Here is a 22,515-nt window from a genome sequence, read left to right as displayed (position 1 = left end):
CAGTTTCCGGAGCCCGCAATGCCCAAGACGCAATCCCGGCCTCGCTACAAGCCTTCCATCGCCAAGACCGCTTCCCCGCGCCCTGCACTCGCGGCCGTGCCATCGTTTCAGTGTGGTTGCGGCACGCTTCACCACGCCGCTGATGGCAAGCTTCCGGTCGGTTGGACGCAATCGGCCGGAGCCGTGTTTTGCCTCGATTGCACCCGCCTCGGCATCCCTGTGCGGGAAATAAAAACGCGCCGCCCCGATGCGCGATCGGACAAGGTCCGCCTGCGCGGCGAAGTCATGGACTTGCTGGTTGAAGGCGCCAACCTGATGCCGCCCGGCGCCGCGGTGCGAATCGACTGGGTGCAGCGGGTTAACGCCCTGCTGGCCGACGTTCGGCAGAGTGCCGCTTGATGCGCCGCGCGCCTAACAACCGCGCAGCGTGGAAGCCCGCCTCGCCCGCGTGGAAGCTCGACGCCGATAATCCGCACCTGGCGAACCGTGTTGAGCGGACGCGCCGCGCCGAGCTTGGCGAGGGTGCCGGAACCGTTGGCATCGCCGCTGCCATCGTCGGCCTGATCTGGATGCTCGGCAAATGTGGCCCAACCCTCCTGCCGGGAGTGTTCCAATGAGCGGCAATCCCTTCCGAGACTATTACCTCTCGATCGAGACCGAGCGCGACCCTGCCCGAAAGCAGTCGTCGCAATCGGAGATCGACGCGGCTGTCATGCTTGCCCGTGCCTGCATCTTTGTCGGCATCGCCCTCGCTGCCGTGCTCGGCGGCCTCGTCTACGCATGGGTGCGGTGATGGCTGACCACACCAAGATCGAATGGGCCGATGCTACGGTCAACGCCATCAACGGCTGCAGCGTCACCAGCCCCGGCTGCACGAACTGCTATGCCATGAAGCTGGCAGGCACGCGGATGAAGACGCACCCGACGCGGGCAGGCCTGACGATCGAAAGCAAGGCCGGTCCCATCTGGAACGGCGAAGTGCGCCTCAACGAAAAGGCGCTCTTGCAGCCGCTGTCCTGGTCAAAGCCGCGCCGCATCTTCTGGAACGCCCACGGCGATCCCTTTCACGATGCCGTGCCCGACGAGTGGATCGACCGCGTGTTCGCGAGCGCGGTAGCGACCCCACAGCACATCCACATGATCCTGACCAAGCGAAGCAAGCGCATGCGGGAATACATGTCTGCCCTTTCCGAAAGAGTTCATGCTCAGTACGGGGGCTGGGAGCGGTTTGGCGACTTCTGGCTTGACGGCATCCCTCACACCACTGCTGAGGCTTGGCCACTCCCCAACGTCTGGCTGGGCGTCAGCGTCGAGGACCAGACCCGCGCCGACGAGCGCATCCCCGATCTGCTCGCCACCCCCGCCGCCGTCCGCTTCCTCTCCTGCGAACCGCTGCTCGGGCCGGTTGAGTTTGATCCCTGCGATCTAGTCCGTCTCGACTGGGTAATTGCTGGCGGCGAAAGCGGGCCGAGTGCTCGCCCGATGCACCCCGACTGGGCACGCTCCCTCCGCGATCAATGCAGCATCGCCGCTGGCGTCCCGTTTCACTTCAAGCAGTGGGGCAACTGGGCACCCGTCTGTGAAATGCCCGAGGAACTGCTCGAGGACATTTATCACCCGGCCCCGAAGCACGATCCTGAAGCCTCGCGCCGATGCAAGGTTGACCAGTGCGTCCTGCACCGGGACGGCAAGCGGTTCGATGGCAGGGCCATGCATGAGCCCGGAGCCTTCTGGCAGGGCACCGGCGCAATGACGATGTTCGAGGTCGGCAAGAAGCGCGCCGGTCGCCTACTAGATGGCGTCGAACACAACGGCATGCCGGAACAACTGGCATGACCGGTCCCAACCGCTCCACCGCCGTCATGCAGCGGCGCATCGAGCCACATGACAGCCTTGAGTACTTCCCCACGCCGCCTTGGGCCACCCGCGCGGTGTGCGAGCTGCTGCAGGCCGAATATGGCGAGCCTCTCGAACTGCAGCGCGCGTGGGAGCCTTGCTGCGGTGAGCTGCACATGGCGCGCCCGATGCGCGAGTACTTCGCGCAGGTCCATGCCACCGACGTCCACCGTTACTCGCTTGAGCACGGCATCTTCGACTTCCTCGATCTCAGCGCTGCGCCCCCGGTGCTGGACGTTGACTGGATCTTCCTCAACCCGCCGTTCGTGCCTGCGCGACGCTTCATCGAGCGTGCCCGTCGCATCGCACGGCGCGGTGTGGCCGTGTTTGCCCGCTCCGCCTTTACCGAATCCGAGGACCGCTACGAGCCCTTGTTCTCGCCCGAACAGCGCCCCGCCTGCATCGCCACGTTTTGCGAACGGGTGGTGCTGCTCAAGGGCCGACTGATCGAGCGCAACAAGCCCGATCCTTTCAACCTGGATGAGAACGGCGAACCCAAGAAAGCCAGCTCGGCCACGGCCTACAGCTGGATCATCTGGCGCGGCCCGGACCACGACACGCGCCACCGCTGGATACCCCCCGGCACCAGCGCCCGCCTGACCCGCGAAGGCGACTATCCGGACTATTCCCGCCTCTTTCCCGAAGCGAAGGGGGCGCTGCTCTGATGCCAGCCTATCGCTCCCCTGACGAAGCCGAGATCCGCGAGGCTGTAGTCAAGCGCCTGCGCAACATGATGCCCGGTGCACGCATAATGCACGAGGTCAACGCGGCCAGCTTTGGCAATCGCATCGATGTACTGGCAGTGGACAAGGCCGAGATCGTCGCGGTCGAGATCAAGTCGAAGAAGGACAAGCTCGATCGGCTTCCGGCGCAGCTGACCGCAATGATGGGCGTTGCGCATCACGTGATCGTGGCTCTGCACGAGAAGTTCTTGGTCGAACAGCCGACCAACAAGTGGGCCGCGCACAGCGAGCGTGACGGGAAGTACTACCGTGCTGCATTGCCCGAGGTGATTGACCGCTGGGGCACCAACCCTCTACGCAACCGGGCGCTCTCGGCAGAGTGCTTTTCGCACACCGAGTACCTTTGGACCGCGCCTCGCCCCGTCTTTGCGGAGGCCCTGCCCTCTGCTGCGCTCGACATGCTGTGGCAGGCCGAGCTGGTCACCATGTGTGCCCGCTACCGCGTGCCCGCCAATCGCCGCGCCACGATGGATTTCATGCGCCGCGCCCTGCGCTGGCACCTGACCGGGGCTGAGCTGACGCGTGCGATTTGCGGCGCGCTGCGCGAGCGGGCCTGCATCGAAGGCGATCCCGCCATCCCCTTTGAACAGGAGCACCGCGATGCCGCGTAAAGCCGTCACTCTCGCCCAGCGCTTTCGCGCCGCGCGCGAGAGCTTCGACCTGGCAATGCAGATGGGCTGCCTGCCCGCCCAGGCGCGCGAGGCTCGCCGCCGCGAAGAAGCGGATCGCCAGTGGCAGGAATCAGGCGAACGCCTGCGCGCAGCGATGAACCGGCCCCTGCGGCGCCCCGCCGCCGAAACCGCCCCGGCTCCTGTTGTGGAACCGGCCCTCACAACACCAGAGGCCCCGCGCCGCTGGTGGCTCGACTAACCCGGTCCCTTGAGACCCCGCCTCACGGAAGGACTCACCATGTCTGTCCAGACTGCCGCTGCCCCACCTGCCACCGCACCCATTGATGCGATTGCGGATTATGATGCTGCCAAGGGCCTCGTGCTGCATCATCAGAAAGCCTCGATCAGCTGGCTTCAGCGCCAGATGGGCGTGGGATACAACGTGGCCGCGCGCCACGTCGAACTGATGGAAGCGGAAGGCTTGGTTTCCGCTCCTGATCACGTTGGGCGCCGCATGGTACTTCAGCAGGCCGATGGCAAGCTGCAGAAGCTTGCCGAGGATCTGTATCGCAAGGGTGCTCGCATCCAGACCAACTCCGACGGCGATGCGCAGATCACAATCCCAATCGACCTGCCGGAACAGCATCGCGCTCCCGATGATCGGTTGCGGCTGCTGATCGAACGGATCGAGCGCCTGGAAGAGGAAAAGAAGGGCATCGGGGACGACATCAAGGATGTCAATGCCGAGGCAAAGGCCACCGGCTACGACGCCAAGATCATGCGCCAGATCGTCCGGTTGCGCAAAATGCGGCCCGACGATCGCCGCGACATGGAAGCGGTCCTCGAAACCTACAAAACCGCACTGGGGATCGACTGATGCCCGGCGCCTTCATCTCACCGATCGCCCGCCCTTCCCTCCGGCTGAAGCTGGAAGTCACCCCTGCAGGCCAGCAATACCTCGCCAGCTTCGCCGCGCGCGAAGACGGCCCCAAGCCTAGCATCGACCCCTTCCCTTTTGGGTCCCACCGCACGCTTGCGGAAGTCGAGGCACAGAATGGAGTCGCGGCATGCTTCTGAGCTGGAAACCCGACCGCTGCGCCTGTGGGGCAAAGCATCCCGTCATTAGCCACTCCGGCTCGCATGGGCCGTGGATGTGCGGCGCCTGCGATCGGCGCATCAGAACCCAAGAGGACCAATCTGCAGCCCAAGGAGCCCTCCTATGAGCGCCACCCCAGAATTTAGATCGCCCGGTCGCCTGCTCAAGCTGAAAGACGTCCAGGCCGAAACCTCACTCGGCGTGAGCACGATCTACCGCCGCATGGAGCAGGGCACCTTCCCCAAGAACCGCGCCCTCGGCGGTGGCCGAGTCGCATGGGCTGAAGCTGACATCGAAGCCTGGAAACAACGCGCCCTCAACGGAGAGCTAGCCACGCCAAAATGATGGCACGACTGGTGTCATGATGCTCCCGCTAGAAAAATAAATCGCTATATTTACAGGACTTTAAGCCATGATGCGACCATCCTACTCAGGGAGCCACTTTTTTCCAAGCAATTCAGCATCATGCCCCGCCCTTCATTCGGGGCGTAGCGGCCGCGCCGGTGTTGGCTGGCTTTGCCCTTGCCTCAGTGAAACACGCCTAACCTGCCCTGCAGGATGGCATCGAGCACTGCGGGATGGAATGGTTCGACAAACCGCAGCCTGATCCTGAACGCTGCACTTTCCTCGACAATCGCCGCCCGTGATTCGAGCCCCGTGAAGGTCAGCCATACCATGCTGCCCGGGCTTGGATTCTCCAGACATTCGATCTGCGCGTGCGTACCGGTCAATTCGTGGGCGTTAACCTTGGCCCTGAAGATGCCGCGGCGATAGGCCGCCGGGATCGGACCCTCTGGAACGCCTGCAGAGTAGGGAGAGCGGCGTGCCGTGCCGTTGTTCTCAAGCCACATTGCGCATCTCCGATCCTGTGTTCCCGACAGGATTGAGGACGGCCCGTTAACCGCAAAGTTCAGCCCGCAGGATCACCTGCGGGCCTTTACGTACCAGCATCGAAAGCTGCGCTTATCGCGAAGCCTGCGTCGTCATCGGTGCATTGCCGGTTACCAGCGGCTTTGCGCCGTCGCCCACGATGATGAATGCAGCCCAATAGAAAGGATGGGACGTATTGGGATCGTCCATCAGCTTTTCCTGAGCCCCCTCCAGAGCACTTGCGAGTTCCTGCCCGGGCTTGGAATCGATGACACCGCCGATCAGACGCTTGGTGGCGTCGAAGTCGTCCGGCACCGGCCAGTGGCTGGCAATCACCGAACGCGCACCCGCGCCGACGAAAGCGCGGACCAGCCCGTCGAGCGCATAATTGCCGCCCGTGGTGACGCCCGCCTCCCGGCTGGCTGCCACCGTTGCCATCCCGGCCGTATCGCAGGCTGAAAGGATCACAAGGTCTGCATTCAGCTTCAGGTCGAAGATTTCGCGGAAGCTCAGCAGACCATCGGAACCCATGTCCCCGAAACTGGTCACCAGCGCGGGGCGTGCCGGGCAATCCGCGCGCGGAGCCGTGACAAGGCCGTGCGTCGCAAAGTGCAGCACGCGATACTGATCGAGGTCACTTTCGCTCAGTAGGGCGCTGTCGCTGAACTGCGCATCGGTCTTCACCGCGCTACCACCCAGGCTGAGCTTCTTCTGCGCGAAGAACAGCTCGTCGGCAGAGATCGGATTCTGCCAAGTGGCCAGCGGCCAATCGCATTCATCCGCCACCGCCGCCATCGGCCGTTGCGTGGGCTTGGCATTATGCCCTAGTCCCAAGTAATTTCGCGGCGCCCCGGAGGCTGCGAGCTTGCGAATATCGAGAAATCCGCGCGGGCTCACCGCAATCGAAACCTCGCGCCCACGGCCCAGCCACTCGACACCGGTGAAGTCGAAGGGATCGCCGTCCGGGCTCTCCATCCGCTTCTTGTATTCCGCGATGCCCTTGTCGCCGGTTACCAGAACCGTTGGCGGAAGCTGCAGCATGGCGCCATCCGGTTCGAAGATCAGATGACGCGTGCCGGGCAGCAAGTCCTCAACCTGTCCGAACACGGCCTTGTAGAGCGCGCGGGACTTGTCGAGGTCGAAGGGATAGTTGACCTGTTGGCCATTCTCGACCTTCACGATCGTATCGCGAATGTCCTGAACCTGCCTGGCCAAGGCCGCTGGCGTCAGGCCAAGGTCCACGACGCGCGCATCGCCACTTGTCGCAAACAGACCATAGGCGCGGTCGCCCACCAGCATCAGCTTGTAATAGGATTCCCCCGGCTTGAGTGCGGCCTGCAGTTCAGCCAGCTCAACGCCACGCGGTGCCAGCACGTTATAGCGCGGAAACGCCGCCAACTTGCTTACCAACGCCGTCTGGTCGCGACGCAATGAGGCAAGGTTGTCCTGTGCCGCAACCAGCGCGGCTCTCTGCTTCTCGTCAGGCATGGCAACCGCTGAAACCTGTTCGACCAGAGCCTCGGTGCGGGCGATGTCACGGGTGCGGACCAGCGACAGACGGAACAGCGCCGCTGCCTCGTCATTGCCTTCTGACATCTGGCGCGCCAACACTGCCTGCGTCTGGGCAACGCCCGGACGCTGAAGCACTTGCGAGGCCACAAACGTTGCCTTGGCTGCATCTGGTCCGTTGCTATTGGCCAGCAACCCGAAATAGGGTCCGAGCAGATCGCGCAATGTCGTCCCGGCATCGGGGACCGACAGGCTTTCCTCGACGACTTTTCCATAAAGCGCCAGGGCTCCGGCCTCGTCGCCGCTGCGGCCAAGCCACGCCGCTTTGCGGGCCTGCGTGGCCAGCAAGGCCGGTGACTGCGGGAAGGATGCGCCGATCAGGGCAATTGCCCGGTCGAAAGCCGCACCGCTGTCAGCCTTGCGGCCCTGCGCTTCGGCCAGCAATGCCAGCTCTATCTGGATTTCTGCACGCAGCCAGCCAGCGGATGACACACGCCCGCCCCTTACCGCTTCGAGCCTCCGGCTGGCGCCTTCAAATCCTGACACTGCTTCATCCAGCCTGCCTTGAACGCGCGCCGCCGTTGCCTTCAGGGCATCGGCTTGCGCATCGAGGATCTCTGCGCGCTCAAGGTCCGTAAGCCCGGGATCGACCGCCCCCAGCCGCTTGAGCGACGAACTCTCGCGGTTGATCTGTTCGGCCAGCGGCGCATTGATCAACCCAGCCGCAAGGCTGGTCCGATCATAGACGTCCCCGACGGCGCTTACGGGCGTTGCCAGTTCCTTCAGCGCAGCCGCAGCCTTGCGCTGGTTGAGCCGGTTGATTGCACGATAGTTGCGGATCAGGCGCTGCGTCACGCCGTCCCCCCGCGAAAGCGCTCCAGCTGCTTGTGAAAGCAGGCGGTCGGCTGCCGTGAAGTTGCCGAGATTGGATTGCTGCAGGCCCTGATTGGCCAGGGCTTCTGCAAGTCCTGCCCCACCGGTCGAGCGATCACGACTGGCCAACGCCTCGAAAAACTCCGAGGATTCGGCAAAGCGGCCGCCATTGTTGCGCAAATACCCTTCGTCCCGCGCACCGAGGCGATCCAGTTGCCCCGCCTGCACGCGCGCGAAGGCGGCAGGATCGCTGACCTCGGTCGTCGCCACGCGGATTTCGCCCGGCACCGGACTGTCGCTGACAACGCTCGCGAGAGCCAGTCGCAGCGCCGGATCATAGCCTGCAAGCCCTTCAACAAAGTAGGTGGTCCCGCCGCGCTTCACCGCATAGCGTTTGTATTCGACATTGGCGTTCTGGTCGCGGCAGTTCACTGCGCTAACCCGGCCCAGCGTTTCGATCGCGACGCTGCCTTCGCCTCCGCAAGCCAAAGTCACGCCGGGAAGGCCGGTGGGCTCGTTGCCCATGGAGATGTCCCGCCTCACGGCAATCAGACTGCCCACTGCCCCGGCGGCGTCTCGACAACTGACCCGGTAACCACGATCGAAGATACCGCCCAGCCGCTTGTCCAGCGGAGCATTCTGCGCGGTGCAGGTCACACCCGAACTGCCAACACGGAACGAGTTGCGGATCGACAGAGGCTGCTGCCCTTCGGCCGCCTGCAACGGCGTTGCCGCCGATGCCAGGAGTGCCGCCATCATGGCGCTGCTGCGAATTATCTTTATGCGCGCGTTCACTGGGCGTCTCCTTCCGCGCTGTCCTCGTTCACGACCGACCCGATCAGGGCCGGATTGCCACTGCCGGCCACCGGTTGCTCGATTTGCCCCACGGGATCGAGAGGCTTGCTGTCGATCAGCTGCGGTGGCGGAGCGATTGGGCTGGAGGCTGCATCCTCCCCTTCGGTAGCCCGCTCCTCCTCCTGCTGCTGCTGCTCTTCCTGTGCAGGATCATCGCTATTCTCGTCAGAGGTCGGCCCAGACGGTTCTTCGACAAACGCCGGCGTGCTTCCCAGCGTTTCGTTGGAGATAATTTCAATCTGGCCCGAAATAGACCCGATGGTATCGGGGCCCTCCATGGCAGAAGCGCATGACGCCACGGAGAACAGGCAGCCGTTGATCTGGCTGTCAGCCGTGAAGGGCGTGAAGTCGGCGTCCGGCGAATTGACCACAAGGCCGTGTGCCGCCGCTCCGGTAACGATCCCGTCAGGGGTCTGGAAAGCGCCATTGACGACAATGGAAATTGATCCTGCCGCCGAGTTGGTCGGCGCGGTCACATCGGTCAGGTCGGCATCTGCAAGGAAGCCAGCCGGATTGAGCGTCGTGCCGGTGTTCTGGATATAGAGCGTGCCTGTCGGATAAAGGTCCAGCCCCAGGCTGCGAAGCACCCCTTCCGGTCGCTGGACAGATGCCGGCGCATTCAGTTCGGCGATCCTGCCTTCGTAGAATGGATCTGCCGCAAGTTTTTCGAGAATGCTGCTCGACGCTACATGGATATGGTCCGCATTGATCTCCAGAACGCCACCGAGGGGGGCAGTGCTCCCCAGTTGGCTGGCCGAAGTAAGATTGATCGATCCTGTCGCGGCATCCAGCTCGAAACGGCCCGTCGTGAATTCGAGAACGTTGGACTGAGCAAAGCCGGTCCCGGTAATCGCGCCGACAACACGGATTGCGCCGCCCGGTATCTCCGTCTGCAGTTCGCCCGAGGCAAAGATGACTCTGCCGGTGGTGCCCGCCACATTGGTCGATAAGATGGCTCCCCCCGCCACCAGCGAAACGTCACCAATCAACATGTCCGTTGCGTTGGCAGAGCGATCCACCGCAGCGATGACCAACTCGCCGGTCGAGACGAGGCCGATCTCGGCATTGCTCAGTGCGTATCCGCCATTTGCGGCTAGCCCATCCCCGATCAGCGCGGTCCTGGTCGAATTGGAGATCAGGTCGACAAAGCCCGTCTCCGCCGTCTGGATACCCGAAAGGATTGTCTGGCCGGTCGGAAGGGTCGCGTTACCGTTGTCGATAATCGAAATGTCGCCGGACACGATCCGGACCTGCGTGGCCAACCAGCGCCGTGCCACCGTCGCTGTTCCGGCGGCCTCGATCTTGATGTCGTTGAAGGACCGCATCCCTGCGCCGGAGAAGTCGCCCTCCGTGGCTACTGCGATCCGCCCGGCAATCGCTACATTGCCGATGGTGACATTGCTGCCGGTAGCTGCCGGGGTCGCCGCAAAGATTGCCGGGTAGTTGATACTTCCGGGCTGCGCGGTGGTCGGCAGCATGGAACTGCCCGCAATCAACAAGCGGCCTGTGGCATTCGTCAGTTGGCCCGTCGCGCTGAACACGGCCCCTGCCAGAGCGGTCTGGACGGATGCGGTTCCCCCTGAAAGCAGCACCACATCCCGGCCTCGCACCGTCCCGAGATTAAGCGCCGTGGCGCCACTTGCCAGGATGTCGCTTCCCGAAACGAGTGAGGCTGCGGTAATCGACTGATTGCGCGAGATAATCTCGATGCGATCGTTCTGCGCCTGAAGGCTCGAGAAGGTCAATGGACCGTTGGCCGTTATCCCTATCCGGCCGCCAGAAAACACGTTGCCCGTGGTCACCCCGGTCCCGGCGGCGATCCGCAACGAACCGACGCTTGAATTGTTGGAGATCGTCACCGCCCCGGTCAGCGCCACCGGCGTCGCACCGAACACGAGCTCCTTGTCAAACCCGTTGGCGGTTTGCCCCGAAGCCTGCATCGAACTGTTGGCGACGAGCGCGCGGTTGATGACATTGAGACCGGTTATGGAGAGGTCACCAACCGAGCCGAGCAGTACGTCATACCCGACAACGGTACCAGTGCCGAGACCGCCACCGGACGCAACGCGGACGTCTCCGCTCGAGGTCAGGTTGCCAGTGCTGACATTGCCATCGGCCGCGATCGAGATCAGCCCCGCTCCGCTGGCGGTTGGCGTGCCCGAGCCCGCCGAGACTTGCCCGACAGTCAGGCTTCCGCCCGCGGAAAATCTCAATGAGTTGGAAACCGACAGGTTGCCGGTTGTCAGATCGCCTCCCGCGGCTGCTGTGAGGCTGCCGGAGCCGGACGAGTTTGTGATCCGGACTGCTCCACCTACTGCGACGGGCGCTGCTCCAAATACCAGTTCCTTGTCGAAGCCATTGGCCGTCTGGCCCAGCGCGGCCATCGAAGCGTTGGCAATGAGGGTGCGATTGACGATCGAAAGACTGTCGATGGTGACGCCAGTTCCGGCCAGAAGCAGGGTGTCATAGGCTCGCACGAAGCCCGTCGTCACGCTGCCAACGGCACTGATTCCAGCGTCCGAAGCTGCAAAGACGGAGCCTGTCTGGACGCTGCCACCAGACGTGATCCCGACCGAATAGAGATCGCCGTTGCCACCGCTGGGCGTGCCCGTCCCGGCCGAGATATTGCCAGTCGTCACGCTACCTGCCGACTGCACGGTGACCGATGTCGCCGCTGTCATGTTGCCGGTCGCGGTGACGCCCAGCGTCTCGAGATCTATGGAATCGCTCGATGTAAGGTCGCCAAGGCTTATGGCCCCTCCCGCCGTCACGTCGATTGCGCCGACGGCGAAGAGAGAACCCAGATCAATCCGCCCCAGTGCCTGCAGCGTTAGCGAGCCCTGCGTCGACAGGTTGGCATAGCCGACAATATCCTGGCCCGAAGAGAGGCTCAGCGAATTGGTGCCAGTCAAAGTCCCGACGCTTGCCGGAGCCGTGCCCTGAAGAACCCAGTTGCCCGCGTCGATTGCCACATTTGCGGCTGTCAGCGTGGACTGATCGAGCAGGATCGAGAATGCATTGGGCGTCGAGAGGAACAGGCTGCCGGATAGGTCCGCGGTGGAGTTGGTCAACGAAACGTAGTCCGCAAGAGCGCCTGCAGCCACGTTATCGGCGATCGCAACGAACGAAGCATTCGTACCGGTCAAGCTGCCGCCATTCATCTCCATGTCGATGGCATCGCCGATGATGGTGCCGGTTCCAGCGGTGGCCCCCGTGCCTCCGACCGCAATCGCGCTGAAGCTGAGATCGCCTGCGGTCAGGCTGCCAAGTTGGCCCGGCTGCTGGAACCGGTGGGTAACCACCAGGGCCGCACCAGAAACCCGGTCGGTCGCGACATTAGTGCCTACAGTCGCATTGCCACTGGAACCTGCAGTTGCGCCGTCCCCCCCATTGCCGCCTGTCCCATGGGCGTTGAAATTGCCGCTGCCGGTGATGGTCACCTGGCTGCCGCGAACGAGCAATGTCGATCCGCCTGCCGCCCCAAGGCCACCACTGCCGCCCGTTCCAAAGGACAGATCGCCCGCACCGCCATCCCCGCCGACGCCCGAAGCGCTGGTAAGCACAGACCCGAAGGTGGCCGATCCGGAGTTGATCGCGCCTGTAGCGAACCCGCTGGCGGTTCCGAGTTGGACTCTGCCGCCGGCACCAGTACCACCTGCTCCGCCGTTCAATCCGTCACCCCCGCCGCCGCCGAAGCCACCGGCAGAGACGTTGACGGAATTGATCTGCAATTGGCCATTGCCTGCAGTGCCAAAGATCAAGGCCGTTCCGCCAGTAGCATCGCCACCCGCGCCGCCATTGCCGGTGGGAGACGAGGCCAATCCGCCAAAACCGCCAAATGCCGATGAATCGGCAACAAGATTGCTGATGGTTACAGAACTCGCGCCTTCGAGCGCGCTGTTGGCGAACACTTCGACCTCGCCACCTTGCGCAGCGCCGCCTGCGCCGCCGAACTGGCCGAAGCCGCCGAATCCGTCAGCGGTTGCGAATGTCTGGCCGAGAACGAGCGTTCCCTGCCTGGCCGAAATTCCGACGAACCCGCCGGTACCGACGCCGCCGGCAAAACTGTCGCCGCCGGTGCCTTCGGAAGTCACGAACGTGAACCCGCCGATGTCGATGCTACCGTTGTTGCCAAGGTCATCAGGCGTGCCGACCGTCAGCAATGCGGTGCCCCCGGTACCCGCGCCGCCGAGTCCGCTCGGTCCGTTGAGGTATCCGGCACCACCAAAGCCGCTCGCTTCGATGGTTGCGCCGCCGTCGATGGTGATGCTTCCACCGTCGCTGTAAAGACGGCTTGTACCGCCGGTTCCGTTACCACCGTTGGCCCCGACATCGCGGCCAGCACCTCCCGTGCCGTCCGAGTAGATGGCCAATGTGCCAGAGATGCCCGCGGTGCTTGTCCCCGACGCGGTGAAGGATGCGTTGCCACCCGCGCCGTTGCCACCGCTGAGCGACGTAAACTGATCGCCACCTTCGCCTGTCGCCGAAATCGTCACATCGTCGGCAGCGAAGGACAGGCCCGATCCGAGCCGCACGGCGATGTTGCCACCCGTGCCATTGCCGCCTGCCCCGCCGGACGATCCGCCGCCGCTGCCGAACGCCGAAAGATTGAGACCTGCGGTGAACGATACCTCGTTCCCGGTGGTCGCGCCGTTCGAACCCAGATTGATGGAGCCGCCCACAGCCGTTCCACCAGCCGCGCTGCATGTAACGCCGCAAGTTCCGCTGTTGCCGCCGGTGGCATCGGCAAGCGCATTGAACCCGTCAGTGGAGGAGAGGAGACTGCCGCCACGGTCGAACAGCAGGTTGATCGTCCCCCCTGTTGCCGAGCCGCCATTTCCGCCAGCGCCGGGCGTCGGACCTTCGCCTCCGTCTCCGCCTGCGCCGCCAAGCGCACCCGCGTTGATGATGACGAAACCGAGTTCGTATCCGCCTGCTCCGCTGCCGCCTGACGCTGCGAGGGAATTGAGATTGATCTGTCCGCCAAGCGCGGCCCCGCCGTTTCCACCGCGGTCACCGGTGGGAGAGTTCATCGTTCCCAGAGCGCCGCTGCCGCCAACGCCGGACGCATTTGCGTTGAGTTGACCAGTGCTGATCAAGCCACCGTCGACAGCCGCATTCAGATTGATCGTGCCGCCCTGCCCGAGGCCGCCGTCGCCGCCGACTTCTCCTATGGGTTCACCCGTCCCGCCCGTTCCGCCACGGCCAGTCGTGCTGATCGAGACTGTAGGCGCGGTGATAAGCGTGGGCGCGGTCAGACTGGCGTTGGCATTCAGAGAGATGGTGCCGCCGCGTCCGGTGCCGCCATTTCCTCCGGACTGGCCATCACTACCTACTCCTTCGGAAAAAAGGTTCAGGCCGTCGAAGGAATCGACGGTCGAACTCCCGGCTGTGAACGTAATCGTTCCGCCTTGCCCCTCTGCGCTGGACCGACCGCTACCGGCGTAACCGGTCGCCTCGAAGGTAATGCTGCCAGTCTGGCTGAGGTGAACCGTACTGCGGTTGGCATTGAACGAAATCGCCCCGCCGGTCGCGCCGCCAGCGCTGCCGCCGGACGCAAAGCCAAACACGTCACCGCCTGAACCGATCGCGCCGATATAGGAGATGCCGCTGGTCGCGAACGTAGCGTCAGCGATACCAATATCGACCAGACCACCCTGGCCGAAACCGGCGATCATCCCCGGGCCGCCATAACCTTCTGCGACAAAGGAAAACGAACCGCCGGCCGATAATTGTCCGCCAGTCATGGCTATCCGCGCGGTGCCGCCTGTGCCCACGCCTCCCGCGCCGGTACCGTCAGACGCATCCCCGCCGCGTCCGGTTGCTGCGACGGAGATATCCCCGGTTGCCGCCAGCGATCCTCCGGTCGATACTCGCAGCCGCGCGAGTCCGCCCGTTCCGTCCCCGGAGGCACCGCTGCCGAACTGAGCGCCGCCACTGCCGTTGGCAGACATGAACAAGTCGGTGGTCTGGATGGTGCCGCCGTTGGCGAAAAGATCAACCGAGCCACCAGTCGCACTCCCTGCGTTCGTGGCATCGCCGGTATCCGCACCGATTGCGTTCGCTGTCATGGTGATACCGGTTGCAGCTGACAGGAAACCACCGTTTCGGGCTTCGACGGAGACGCTTCCTCCCAGGACCTGGAGGGTTCCTGGAGAGCCCGGCCCGGCAAAGCCACTTGCAGCTGCCGTGAGGTCATCGCTGACTGTGATACCCGTCGTGTCAGACAGCAATGTGACTGTACCACCTGTGGCGGCACCGGCCTGCCCGCCCGGTCCACCACCAGCATTGTTGTACGCGGACGCGTCGAAGTGAGCCTGACCGGCAATGCCTATGCCAATCCCGCTGGTTGCGGTGGTAACGACCGAGACGTCCCCGCCTTGGGCTGTTCCACCGAAAGTTGCCCCAATGCCAGATGAGGCATCGGCAAAGCCAGAGACACCCGCCAAGGAAATTGACGCCGTGTCACTTGCCATCAGGTTGACCTGTCCCCCCGTAGCGTTGCCCCCTGCCGCCGTTATCGAACCACCTGCACCGCCAAATGCCGTGAGTGACGACAGGCCACCTATAGCGATCGACGCATCGCCCGATGCTCTGATTGCAGCCAAGCCGCCGACGGCATTGCCCCCATCTACCACGCAGGTAACGCAACCGGAGCCTCCGGAAGCGTTCGCAAACGCTTGGACTTCTACTGGGCCGTCAATCGAGACCCCGGCCCCTCCCGCTCCCGTGGAAAGTATGGCGGCTGTTCCACCAAGAGCAGCTCCTCCCCCGACTCCGATCGTGCGTCCAATGCCGCCAAATCCGTTCGCCTGCAGGCTCGCGCTGCCTCCGACGTTGATTTGGCCACCGTTGTTGGCTTGGATGATTGCGAAGCCACCCTGACCCGTCCCGGCATTGAAGCCGGGAGAAAATTGTGATGCGCCAGATCCGATTGCGGTGAGGAGCACATCCCCTGCAACGTTGATTACCCCGCCATCGGTCGCGTAAAGCTCAGTGCGAAATGCGACAGCACTTACTGCCGGGTCAGTTCCCGCAACATCAACATGCGTTTCGACATTGCCCGCCACATTGACCGAGCCACCGGCATTTGCGAAGAGGCCTGAGGCGCCCCCAGTAGCCTCGATCAGGACATTCGCGGCAAAATTCAGACCCGCGCTGGTTCCAGAACCAAGGCTTACCGATCCGGTCGCGCGAGCAGTGAAATCAGAGGTTATCTCGGCATCGCCACCAATCACGCTTGCAAGGCCCGTCCCCCCACCCCCGGATGGAGTGGAGACGTTTCCTGATATGACATCGCGGCCAGCCGAAAGCACGACGGTGTTGCCAATGACATCCGCCGCGCCTGCGATGTCGAATCCCAGCGAACTGCCGGCCCCGATGGCCATGGTGATCGCGTCGTTCTTGGGGACGGCAACCATGTAGATGCGATGGAAGAAGTCCGGGTTGGACGCCGCCGGGCCGGTTATCGTACCGTTGTTGCTCGCAACTGTGCCGGTTGCGCTTGTTCCGGAATCGACCTGAATGTCGAACAGGCCGTTGGGAGAAAAGGTGATTGTGGCAGCATCGGCAGCAACGAGCGCGGCGGAACCGTTGACAGTGATGGTGCCGTTGTTGGTAACCGTCGGCGCAACCATGGCGATGTAGGAGCCGTCCGTCGTCGCGCCGAGTTGAGCGCCTGCGCTGACCACGATCTGCGAGCCAGCCACGCTGACTGGCTGAAAGACATAGGCGCCGCTGGTGTCAAAGCTGCCGTCGGTCGTGCTGTAATTGAGATCCGATGTGGTGAGAACCAGATTGCCGACATCGAAGACCGACGATGCGCCAATGAGGATGCCGCCGGGGCTGTAGAAGAAGACAGTCCCGCCCGGAGCAGAGCCGCCCGCAGCTGATTGCAGACGAGAAACGACCGTCCCATCAAACTGGATTGCACGTGTCGATCCCGAAGGGATGATGCGGTTGAGCACCGCAAAGTCGCCGTTCGATGCAGGGTTATTGGTAAACGTAGCCGTCGTGCCGGCCGACTGAAATATGATTGGCCCGCCCGTTGCTGCGGTATCGTTCGGCGTCCAGTTGATGACTGCGCTCGGGCTTGAAACGACGATGTCGGTCGTGCCCGAACCGGTGTTGATCGAGACAGAGCCGAACGTCGATGTCGGCGTAGCCTGGAACGATTGCGCCTGCGCAACCGAACCCGATGCCGCCAGTGCCGTCGCCAGCGCAATTCCGGAAGCTGAAAGCAGTTGCTTGCGGGGGGCCTTTACATGAGCGCGCATCAGAAGTTCCTCCACGGCAGCAATCGCGTGGTCAAAGTCATGAGAAAGCGGGGCTTGGAACGGCGGGCCTGGAGGCCGACCTTTTCCAGGGGCACAGCCAGCGTCGCCTCCAGACGGAAGCGGGAGCCAATGTCGGAGCGGAAACCGCCACCTGCAGACGTCAGGCGGTCGGATCCCGCAAGCCCCTTGTTCCAGACCCACGCGGCGTCGGCGAACACGAACGGCTGAACGCGGATTTCCCGGCTGCTCCCGATCGGAAGGCGCGGTCCCCTGAATTCAGCCGTGGCGCCCACGGCATCGTCGCCGATCAGCTCTCCCGGATCGAACCCGCGACCGATCGTGAAGTTGCCGGTCGAGAATTCCTCGAACGCGAACAGCGGCTTGAAGGCGTACTGGGCACGAGGGGCGAGAAGAAAAGATACCTTGCCAAGCGCGCGCTCGTATTCACCCTGCCAGCGCACGACCGTAGCGGTTGGCGAGGCATCAGCACGGCTGGCAGGTAGTGCCGTGGCACATGCAGCGCCTGCGCACGGCCGCGTCGCGTCGAGGATGGCGAGCCCCTGGCGCGCTTCCAACGAAGACGCGAGGCGCCATCTCGGCTGGGCGTGGGACGTGTCGACGGCGTCCATGTCCAGTCGGCCCCATGCCACGCGGATCTTGTCCTGCGTGAGTGGCACGATCAGGTTGACGTCCTGATTGACCAGATCGAATCCACCGCTGAGCCAGATGTTTTGAGCGAGCGAGCGCTGGAGCGGATAACGGGCATGAAGGCTGGCATAGAGCGTACGCGCGTCGAGCGAGACATTGGCCGGAAGCCCCGCCACATCGGGCTTGGTCCAGGCATAGGTGAACTGGCCACCGACGACGAGGCCACGTGAGCCGGGGCGGAACTCATGGCTGCCCTGCAGGATATGCTGCTCCGAAAAATCGGACGTCGCATAGTAGGACAGCGTCGTGACATCTCCCATTCCCGTCAGCCCGTAGAACTGGCCGCGGAGCTGTCCGCCGAATCGACCGGTAGCCTCAGACGCAAGGTTCTGGATCGTCAGGTCGAGAGCATAGGGTTCGCGCAATACGCTCACCTCGGCCACGAGATCGCCCGCTCCGGTGCCTGCGGGCTTCAGCGTAAGTTGGACATTGTATCCCGGCAGATCGCGGGCCAGCAGAAGGTAGCGTTCGGCGCGGCGCTGATTGAACACTTCCTCGCCGGTCAGGGCGCCAAGGTATTGCTGCAGTTTCTTCTCGGCCCCTTGAGTCTCACCGCGGGCTCGGACGGTGGTGATCCGGGCATAGATCACTTCCATCCGGACCTGACCGTTCTCGATCTTCTGGGTCGGCACCTGAACGGCAGCAAGGTAGCCCCTGTTGCGCAGCATGGTTCCTGCAGCGTCACGGATCTGGCACAGGACAGAGATCGGCTGCGGCGTTCCCGCAAGCGGCTTCCACGTCTCGGAAAGCTCGTCCGGTGCGATCTCCTTCAGGTTGTTGAAGGTAACTTCGCTCAGCGTAACCCTGATGTCCGCATATTGCGGGTCTTCCAGCGGACAGGGCGAACGCTCGATCTCGTTCCTGACCGAAAGGCGTGGCGCAGATTGAGGAGCCTGCCCTGTGATGCCGCGAAGTTCATCGCGCGATGGCGGAGTGGTAGCCTGGCCGGGTGCCGATTGCGCGAGCGCCGGAACTGTAGTGGAGGCCATCGCCGCAAAGGCAAGAACGCCTCCGCTTGCCAGCAAGCTCCGCTTGCGCATCTCCCTGAACGTCATTCTGCAAGTGCCCCCGTCGGATAACTCTTCGACGCGGCCCGTTCTGTTCTGTTTATCGCTCGTTCATGTTTAGCAACAAATGCGGATCGTGCAATCGCCGAGGACCGGCGATTGCACAATAACATTTGTTTCAAGCCCTTGAATCAAATCAGCTTGACCGAGATGCCCTCGGCAAACCTGAAACCAGTGGTCAGGCGGCAACGCCATGGCAGTGCTTGTACTTCTGCCCCGAACCACATGGGCAGGGCGCGTTGCGGCTGATGCCCTGGCCCGCATAGGGATCCACCGCCGACGAACCGACGGTCAGCCCGCCGCCAGCCTGCGGAGGCAGAGCGCCGAACATGGTTGGCGCCGGCGCCAGAGGAGCCGCGTCGTTCTCACCCGTGAAAGGATCGATGTGGCTCGTAAGGAAATCCGGCAGTTCGGGCAGCTGGAATTCCTCGGACGGGCGAAGGCGGATCTCGCTGGTCGTGAGAATGCGCGTAACATCCTCGCGGATGGCATCGAGCATCTTCTCGAACAGGCCGAACGCTTCCTGCTTGTACTCGTTGATCGGCGTCTTCTGTGCGTAAGCGCGCAGGAACACGACCTGGCGAAGCGCGTCGAGCGTCGCGAGGTGCTCCTTCCAGTGATGATCAAGCCGCTCAAGCAGGATCGACTTCTCGAGGCTGCGCCAGGCCACCGGATCGATCTCGCCGATCTTGCGGTCCATATGCTCGTCGGCGAGCGTCTGGATGCGCTCCTCGATGGTATCCGGCTCGATCGCCTCTTCCTGCATCCAGTCCTCGATCGGAACCTCGAGGCCCAGAACATCGCGCACCCTGCCCTTGAGGCCTTCGACATCCCACTGTTCGGGATAGGAGCCGGGAGGGCAGGCGTCGCCGACGATGGCGTTTACCGTATCGTGACGCATGTCGGTCACGACATCGCCCACGGCTTCGGCATCCATGATGTCGGCGCGCTGCTCGTAGATGACCTTGCGCTGGTCGTTCATCACGTCGTCGTATTCGACGACCTGCTTGCGGATGTCGTAGTTGCGCGCCTCGACCTTCTTCTGCGCGGTCTCGATAGCCTTCGACAGCCACTTCGAACCGATCGCCTCGCCATCGGCAAGGTTGTTGTTCATCATCTTGGCGAAGAGCGTGTCAGGACCGAAGATACGCAGCAGGTCGTCCTCGAGGCAGAGGTAGAACTTGCTCATGCCCGGGTCACCCTGACGCCCCGAACGACCGCGCAGCTGGTTGTCGATGCGGCGGCTTTCGTGGCGTTCGGTGCCGATCACGCACAGACCGCCGGCGGCAAGCACCTTGGCCTTTTCCTCGGCGACTTCAGCCTTGATCCGGGCGATCCCGGCATCGCGCTCCGGGCCTTCGGGCAGATCGCGCAGTTCGTCCTCGATGCGGAACTCGACATTGCCGCCAAGCTGGATGTCGGTGCCGCGGCCCGCCATGTTGGTGGCAATGGTCACCGCGCCAAGGCGGCCCGCCTGCGCCACGATGTGCGCTTCCATCTCGTGGAAGCGGGCGTTCAGGACGTTGTGCTTCACGCCTTCCTTGGTCAGGAATTCGGAAAGCAGCTCCGACTTTTCGATCGACACGGTGCCGACCAGCACCGGCTGTCCGTTTTCGTACTTGTCGCGGATCAGCTTCGCGATGGCCGCGAACTTGTCGAGCGTGTTCTTGTAGAACTCGTCTTCCTCGTCGATGCGCTGCACCGGCACGTTCGTCGGGATCGAGACGACGTTCATCTTGTAGATGTCGAAGAATTCCGGCGCTTCGGTGGCAGCCGTGCCGGTCATGCCCGAAATCTTCGGGTACATGCGGAAGTAGTTCTGGAACGTGATCGAGGCCATCGTCTGGTTCTCGGGCTCGATCTGCACGCCTTCCTTGGCTTCTACCGCTTGGTGCAGGCCGTTCGACCAGCGCCGGCCGTCCATCATACGGCCGGTGAACTCGTCGATGATCACGACCTTGTCGTCCTTGACGATATAGTCGATGTCTCGCTTGAACATGACGTTGGCCTTGAGAGCCTGGTCGAGATGGTGGACCACCATCGTGTTCTCGACGTCATAGAGGTTCGAGCCGACCAGCAACCCGGCTTCCTCGAACGCACGCTCGACCCACTCGACGCCATCTTCGGTGAGCGTGATGTTCTTGGTCTTCTCGTCCGCCTCGTAGAGATCGGGCTGGATCTGCTTCACGATGGCGTCGACCGAGATGTAGAGATCGCTCTTGTCGTCGGTCGGCCCCGAAATGATCAGCGGCGTGCGCGCCTCGTCGATAAGGATCGAGTCCACTTCGTCGACGATCGCGAAGTTGAACGGGCGGTGCACCATCTGCGATCGTTCGTGCTTCATGTTGTCGCGCAGGTAGTCGAACCCGAGTTCGTTGTTCGTCGCGTAAGTGATGTCCGAATTGTAAGCCTCGCGGCGCTGCTCCTCGTTGAGGTTCGGCACGATCACGCCAACCGTCAGCCCGAGGAACCTGTAGAGCACGCCCATGGTCTCGGCGTCGCGGCGGGCGAGGTAGTCGTTCACGGTGACGACGTGGACGCCCTTGCCTTCCAGCGCGTTGAGATAGACAGCCAGTGTCGCAACCAGCGTCTTGCCTTCGCCGGTGCGCATCTCGGCGATCTCGCCGCGGTGAAGCACGATGCCGCCAATCATCTGCACATCAAAGTGACGCATCCCGAGCGTGCGGACCGAAGCCTCGCGGACTGTGGCAAACGCTTCGGGCATGATGTCGTCGAGCGTCTTGCCCTCGGCCAGCATCTGGCGCAGCTTCGGCGTCTGGGCAGCCAGTTCCTCGTCGGAAAGCGCTTGGAGGTGTGGTTCATAACCCGCGATCTGGCGAACGAGCTTGTCGAGCGACTTGACGTAACGATCGTTGGAAGAGCCAAACAAGGCCTTGGCGATAGAGCCGAACATGGGCGGATTTTCCTGTTGAATCTGTGATGTAGTTGGCCATGCGCATCATCGGCGCGCAGCGTCGGACAGTGTCGTGCCGGTAAAGGTATGCTGTCCGTGGCGCTATTCGCGCGCGCGGTCAGTCAATTCAATGCCGCAAGGCCGGATCAGTGCCGGAGCGGGCAGCCACACCGTCTTGCGGCGGGCATTCGTGCGCTTCTGCGGCACCGCGCCACCGCGGGCCGCGCAACGCTGCTGGCGCTGCTCGACAGAAGTTGAAGCGCCTGTCGCCATGCCTGCTTCGGCCACTTCCGTGCGCGAGACGGCAAGCGCCGCCTCGGGCAGGGAAAGACCCGTAATCAGGGCCAAAAGGGCAAGAAGCATGCGCATTGCCGCAACAGATAGGCATTCCGTCGCGGTTCGTCCATATGGAAAGCTCTCAAGGCGCGACGTCAAACACCTCTATCTTCGTGGTGACCTGCACCTGCCTTTTTACCGGCTTTCCAGATTTGTCCTTGAACGGAGCCATTTTCGGGGGCCCGCCGGGACACGGTCCGGCGCCTGGCAACTCCCTCGTACCTGACGGCGTAGTGATGGATTGGCGGCAGTTGATCACGTTGCCCTGCTCGTCAGCGACAAACGCCAGCACTTGCGTTGTGGGTGAAATCGAGGCCGGGACAAGATCATCCGGGATCGTCCAGCGTACCGAATTCGAATAGGTCCCGACGACGGCCCTTCCCTGCCCATCCATGGCAGGGCTGAAACGCGCCCGTGACTGGATCAGGTCGCACGTGGCACTATCAAGCAATGCACTTCCGCTGCTCATGGTGACTTCACAGCCGGACGGAACTCCGTCCGTTCCGACCTGAATGCGAAAGGCGACGGTGCCCTCCTGTTCGTTCCGAAGGGCTTCGGAAGGATAATCTTGGGTGGTAACCCACTCGCCCGGGTTTCCCATGGGCTTGGGGGATTGTGGCTCCGCGGCCGATGCATTCTGCTGAACAACGACAAAGGCCACGCAGGCCGCAAGATATCGGATCGAATTCATCCACTGAGGCTACAAGGTGCATTGCAAAGCACAAGCCGACAAACCCGCGTTCTGCGCATAACTTGAACCG

General features: G+C 63.1%; 17 protein-coding genes and 1 pseudogene. 11 read left to right on the top strand and 7 right to left on the bottom strand.

Annotated elements, in window-relative coordinates:
- The first annotated feature begins 18 nt into the window (after positions 1-18).
- From AC3WLM_RS16680 to AC3WLM_RS16630, 11 genes and pseudogenes are all read left to right on the top strand, one after another.
- Entirely contained in the window at positions 19-399 is a 381-nt protein-coding gene (locus AC3WLM_RS16680) for a hypothetical protein (protein ID WP_492478045.1), read from the top strand.
- On the top strand, positions 399-617 hold the full coding sequence (locus AC3WLM_RS16675) for a hypothetical protein (RefSeq protein WP_492478044.1): 219 nt from the start codon (positions 399-401) through the stop codon (positions 615-617). Before AC3WLM_RS16680 ends, AC3WLM_RS16675 begins: the two co-directional genes overlap by 1 nt.
- Entirely contained in the window at positions 614-793 is a 180-nt protein-coding gene (locus AC3WLM_RS16670; RefSeq protein WP_492478043.1) for a hypothetical protein, read from the top strand. The genes AC3WLM_RS16675 and AC3WLM_RS16670 overlap by 4 nt, the downstream gene beginning before the upstream one ends.
- Positions 793-1,836 carry a phage Gp37/Gp68 family protein gene (locus tag AC3WLM_RS16665; RefSeq protein WP_492478042.1) on the top strand — a complete coding sequence of 348 codons (1,044 nt, stop codon included), beginning with the start codon at positions 793-795 and terminating at the stop codon, positions 1,834-1,836. Before AC3WLM_RS16670 ends, AC3WLM_RS16665 begins: the two co-directional genes overlap by 1 nt.
- A complete protein-coding gene (locus AC3WLM_RS16660; protein WP_492478041.1) occupies positions 1,833-2,561 on the top strand; it encodes a hypothetical protein in 729 nt (242 codons plus the stop codon). The genes AC3WLM_RS16665 and AC3WLM_RS16660 overlap by 4 nt, the downstream gene beginning before the upstream one ends.
- On the top strand, positions 2,561-3,250 hold the full coding sequence (locus AC3WLM_RS16655) for a hypothetical protein (RefSeq protein ID WP_492478040.1): 690 nt from the start codon (positions 2,561-2,563) through the stop codon (positions 3,248-3,250). Before AC3WLM_RS16660 ends, AC3WLM_RS16655 begins: the two co-directional genes overlap by 1 nt.
- On the top strand, positions 3,240-3,509 hold the full coding sequence (locus tag AC3WLM_RS16650; protein ID WP_492478039.1) for a hypothetical protein: 270 nt from the start codon (positions 3,240-3,242) through the stop codon (positions 3,507-3,509). Before AC3WLM_RS16655 ends, AC3WLM_RS16650 begins: the two co-directional genes overlap by 11 nt.
- A gap of 39 nt (positions 3,510-3,548) precedes the next feature.
- Positions 3,549-3,764 (top strand): annotated as a pseudogene (locus AC3WLM_RS16645) (DNA translocase FtsK); the annotation flags it as partial.
- Positions 3,765-3,881: 117 nt separating this feature from the next.
- A complete protein-coding gene (locus AC3WLM_RS16640; RefSeq protein WP_492478147.1) occupies positions 3,882-4,127 on the top strand; it encodes a DUF2312 domain-containing protein in 246 nt (81 codons plus the stop codon).
- A complete protein-coding gene (locus tag AC3WLM_RS16635) occupies positions 4,127-4,327 on the top strand; it encodes a hypothetical protein (RefSeq protein ID WP_492478038.1) in 201 nt (66 codons plus the stop codon). Before AC3WLM_RS16640 ends, AC3WLM_RS16635 begins: the two co-directional genes overlap by 1 nt.
- A gap of 142 nt (positions 4,328-4,469) precedes the next feature.
- Positions 4,470-4,691, top strand: coding sequence for a helix-turn-helix transcriptional regulator (locus AC3WLM_RS16630; protein WP_492478037.1), 222 nt, complete (start codon positions 4,470-4,472; stop codon positions 4,689-4,691).
- Between the two features lie 182 nt (positions 4,692-4,873).
- On the opposite strand, the gene AC3WLM_RS16625 is transcribed toward AC3WLM_RS16630, so the two are convergent.
- The 7 genes from AC3WLM_RS16625 to AC3WLM_RS16595 form a co-directional block, all read right to left on the bottom strand.
- Positions 4,874-5,197: a hypothetical protein gene (locus AC3WLM_RS16625; RefSeq protein WP_492478036.1), complete on the bottom strand. Its 324-nt coding sequence runs from the start codon at positions 5,195-5,197 to the stop codon at positions 4,874-4,876.
- A gap of 112 nt (positions 5,198-5,309) precedes the next feature.
- Positions 5,310-8,393, bottom strand: coding sequence for a CHAT domain-containing protein (locus AC3WLM_RS16620; protein WP_492478035.1), 3,084 nt, complete (start codon positions 8,391-8,393; stop codon positions 5,310-5,312).
- Positions 8,390-16,729: a hypothetical protein gene (locus AC3WLM_RS16615; RefSeq protein ID WP_492478034.1), complete on the bottom strand. Its 8,340-nt coding sequence runs from the start codon at positions 16,727-16,729 to the stop codon at positions 8,390-8,392. Before AC3WLM_RS16615 ends, AC3WLM_RS16620 begins: the two co-directional genes overlap by 4 nt.
- The gene (locus AC3WLM_RS16610) at positions 16,729-18,426 is read right to left on the bottom strand and encodes a ShlB/FhaC/HecB family hemolysin secretion/activation protein (protein ID WP_492478033.1); all 1,698 of its coding nucleotides are present in this window, start codon (positions 18,424-18,426) and stop codon (positions 16,729-16,731) included. Before AC3WLM_RS16610 ends, AC3WLM_RS16615 begins: the two co-directional genes overlap by 1 nt.
- Before the next feature lie 256 nt (positions 18,427-18,682).
- Positions 18,683-21,418, bottom strand: a complete 2,736-nt coding sequence (gene secA / locus AC3WLM_RS16605) for a preprotein translocase subunit SecA (protein WP_492478032.1) — start codon at positions 21,416-21,418, stop codon at positions 18,683-18,685.
- Between the two features lie 102 nt (positions 21,419-21,520).
- Positions 21,521-21,787, bottom strand: coding sequence for a hypothetical protein (locus AC3WLM_RS16600; RefSeq protein WP_039332248.1), 267 nt, complete (start codon positions 21,785-21,787; stop codon positions 21,521-21,523).
- A gap of 49 nt (positions 21,788-21,836) precedes the next feature.
- Complete coding sequence (locus AC3WLM_RS16595) at positions 21,837-22,445, bottom strand: energy transducer TonB (protein ID WP_492478031.1); 609 nt, start codon at positions 22,443-22,445, stop codon at positions 21,837-21,839.
- Positions 22,446-22,515 lie beyond the last annotated feature (70 nt).

Source organism: Novosphingobium sp. FW305-C-30-35 (assembly GCF_058783135.1).
Note: the sequence above shows the minus strand (reverse complement) of the source record. Positions and strands in the feature narration are given on the sequence as shown.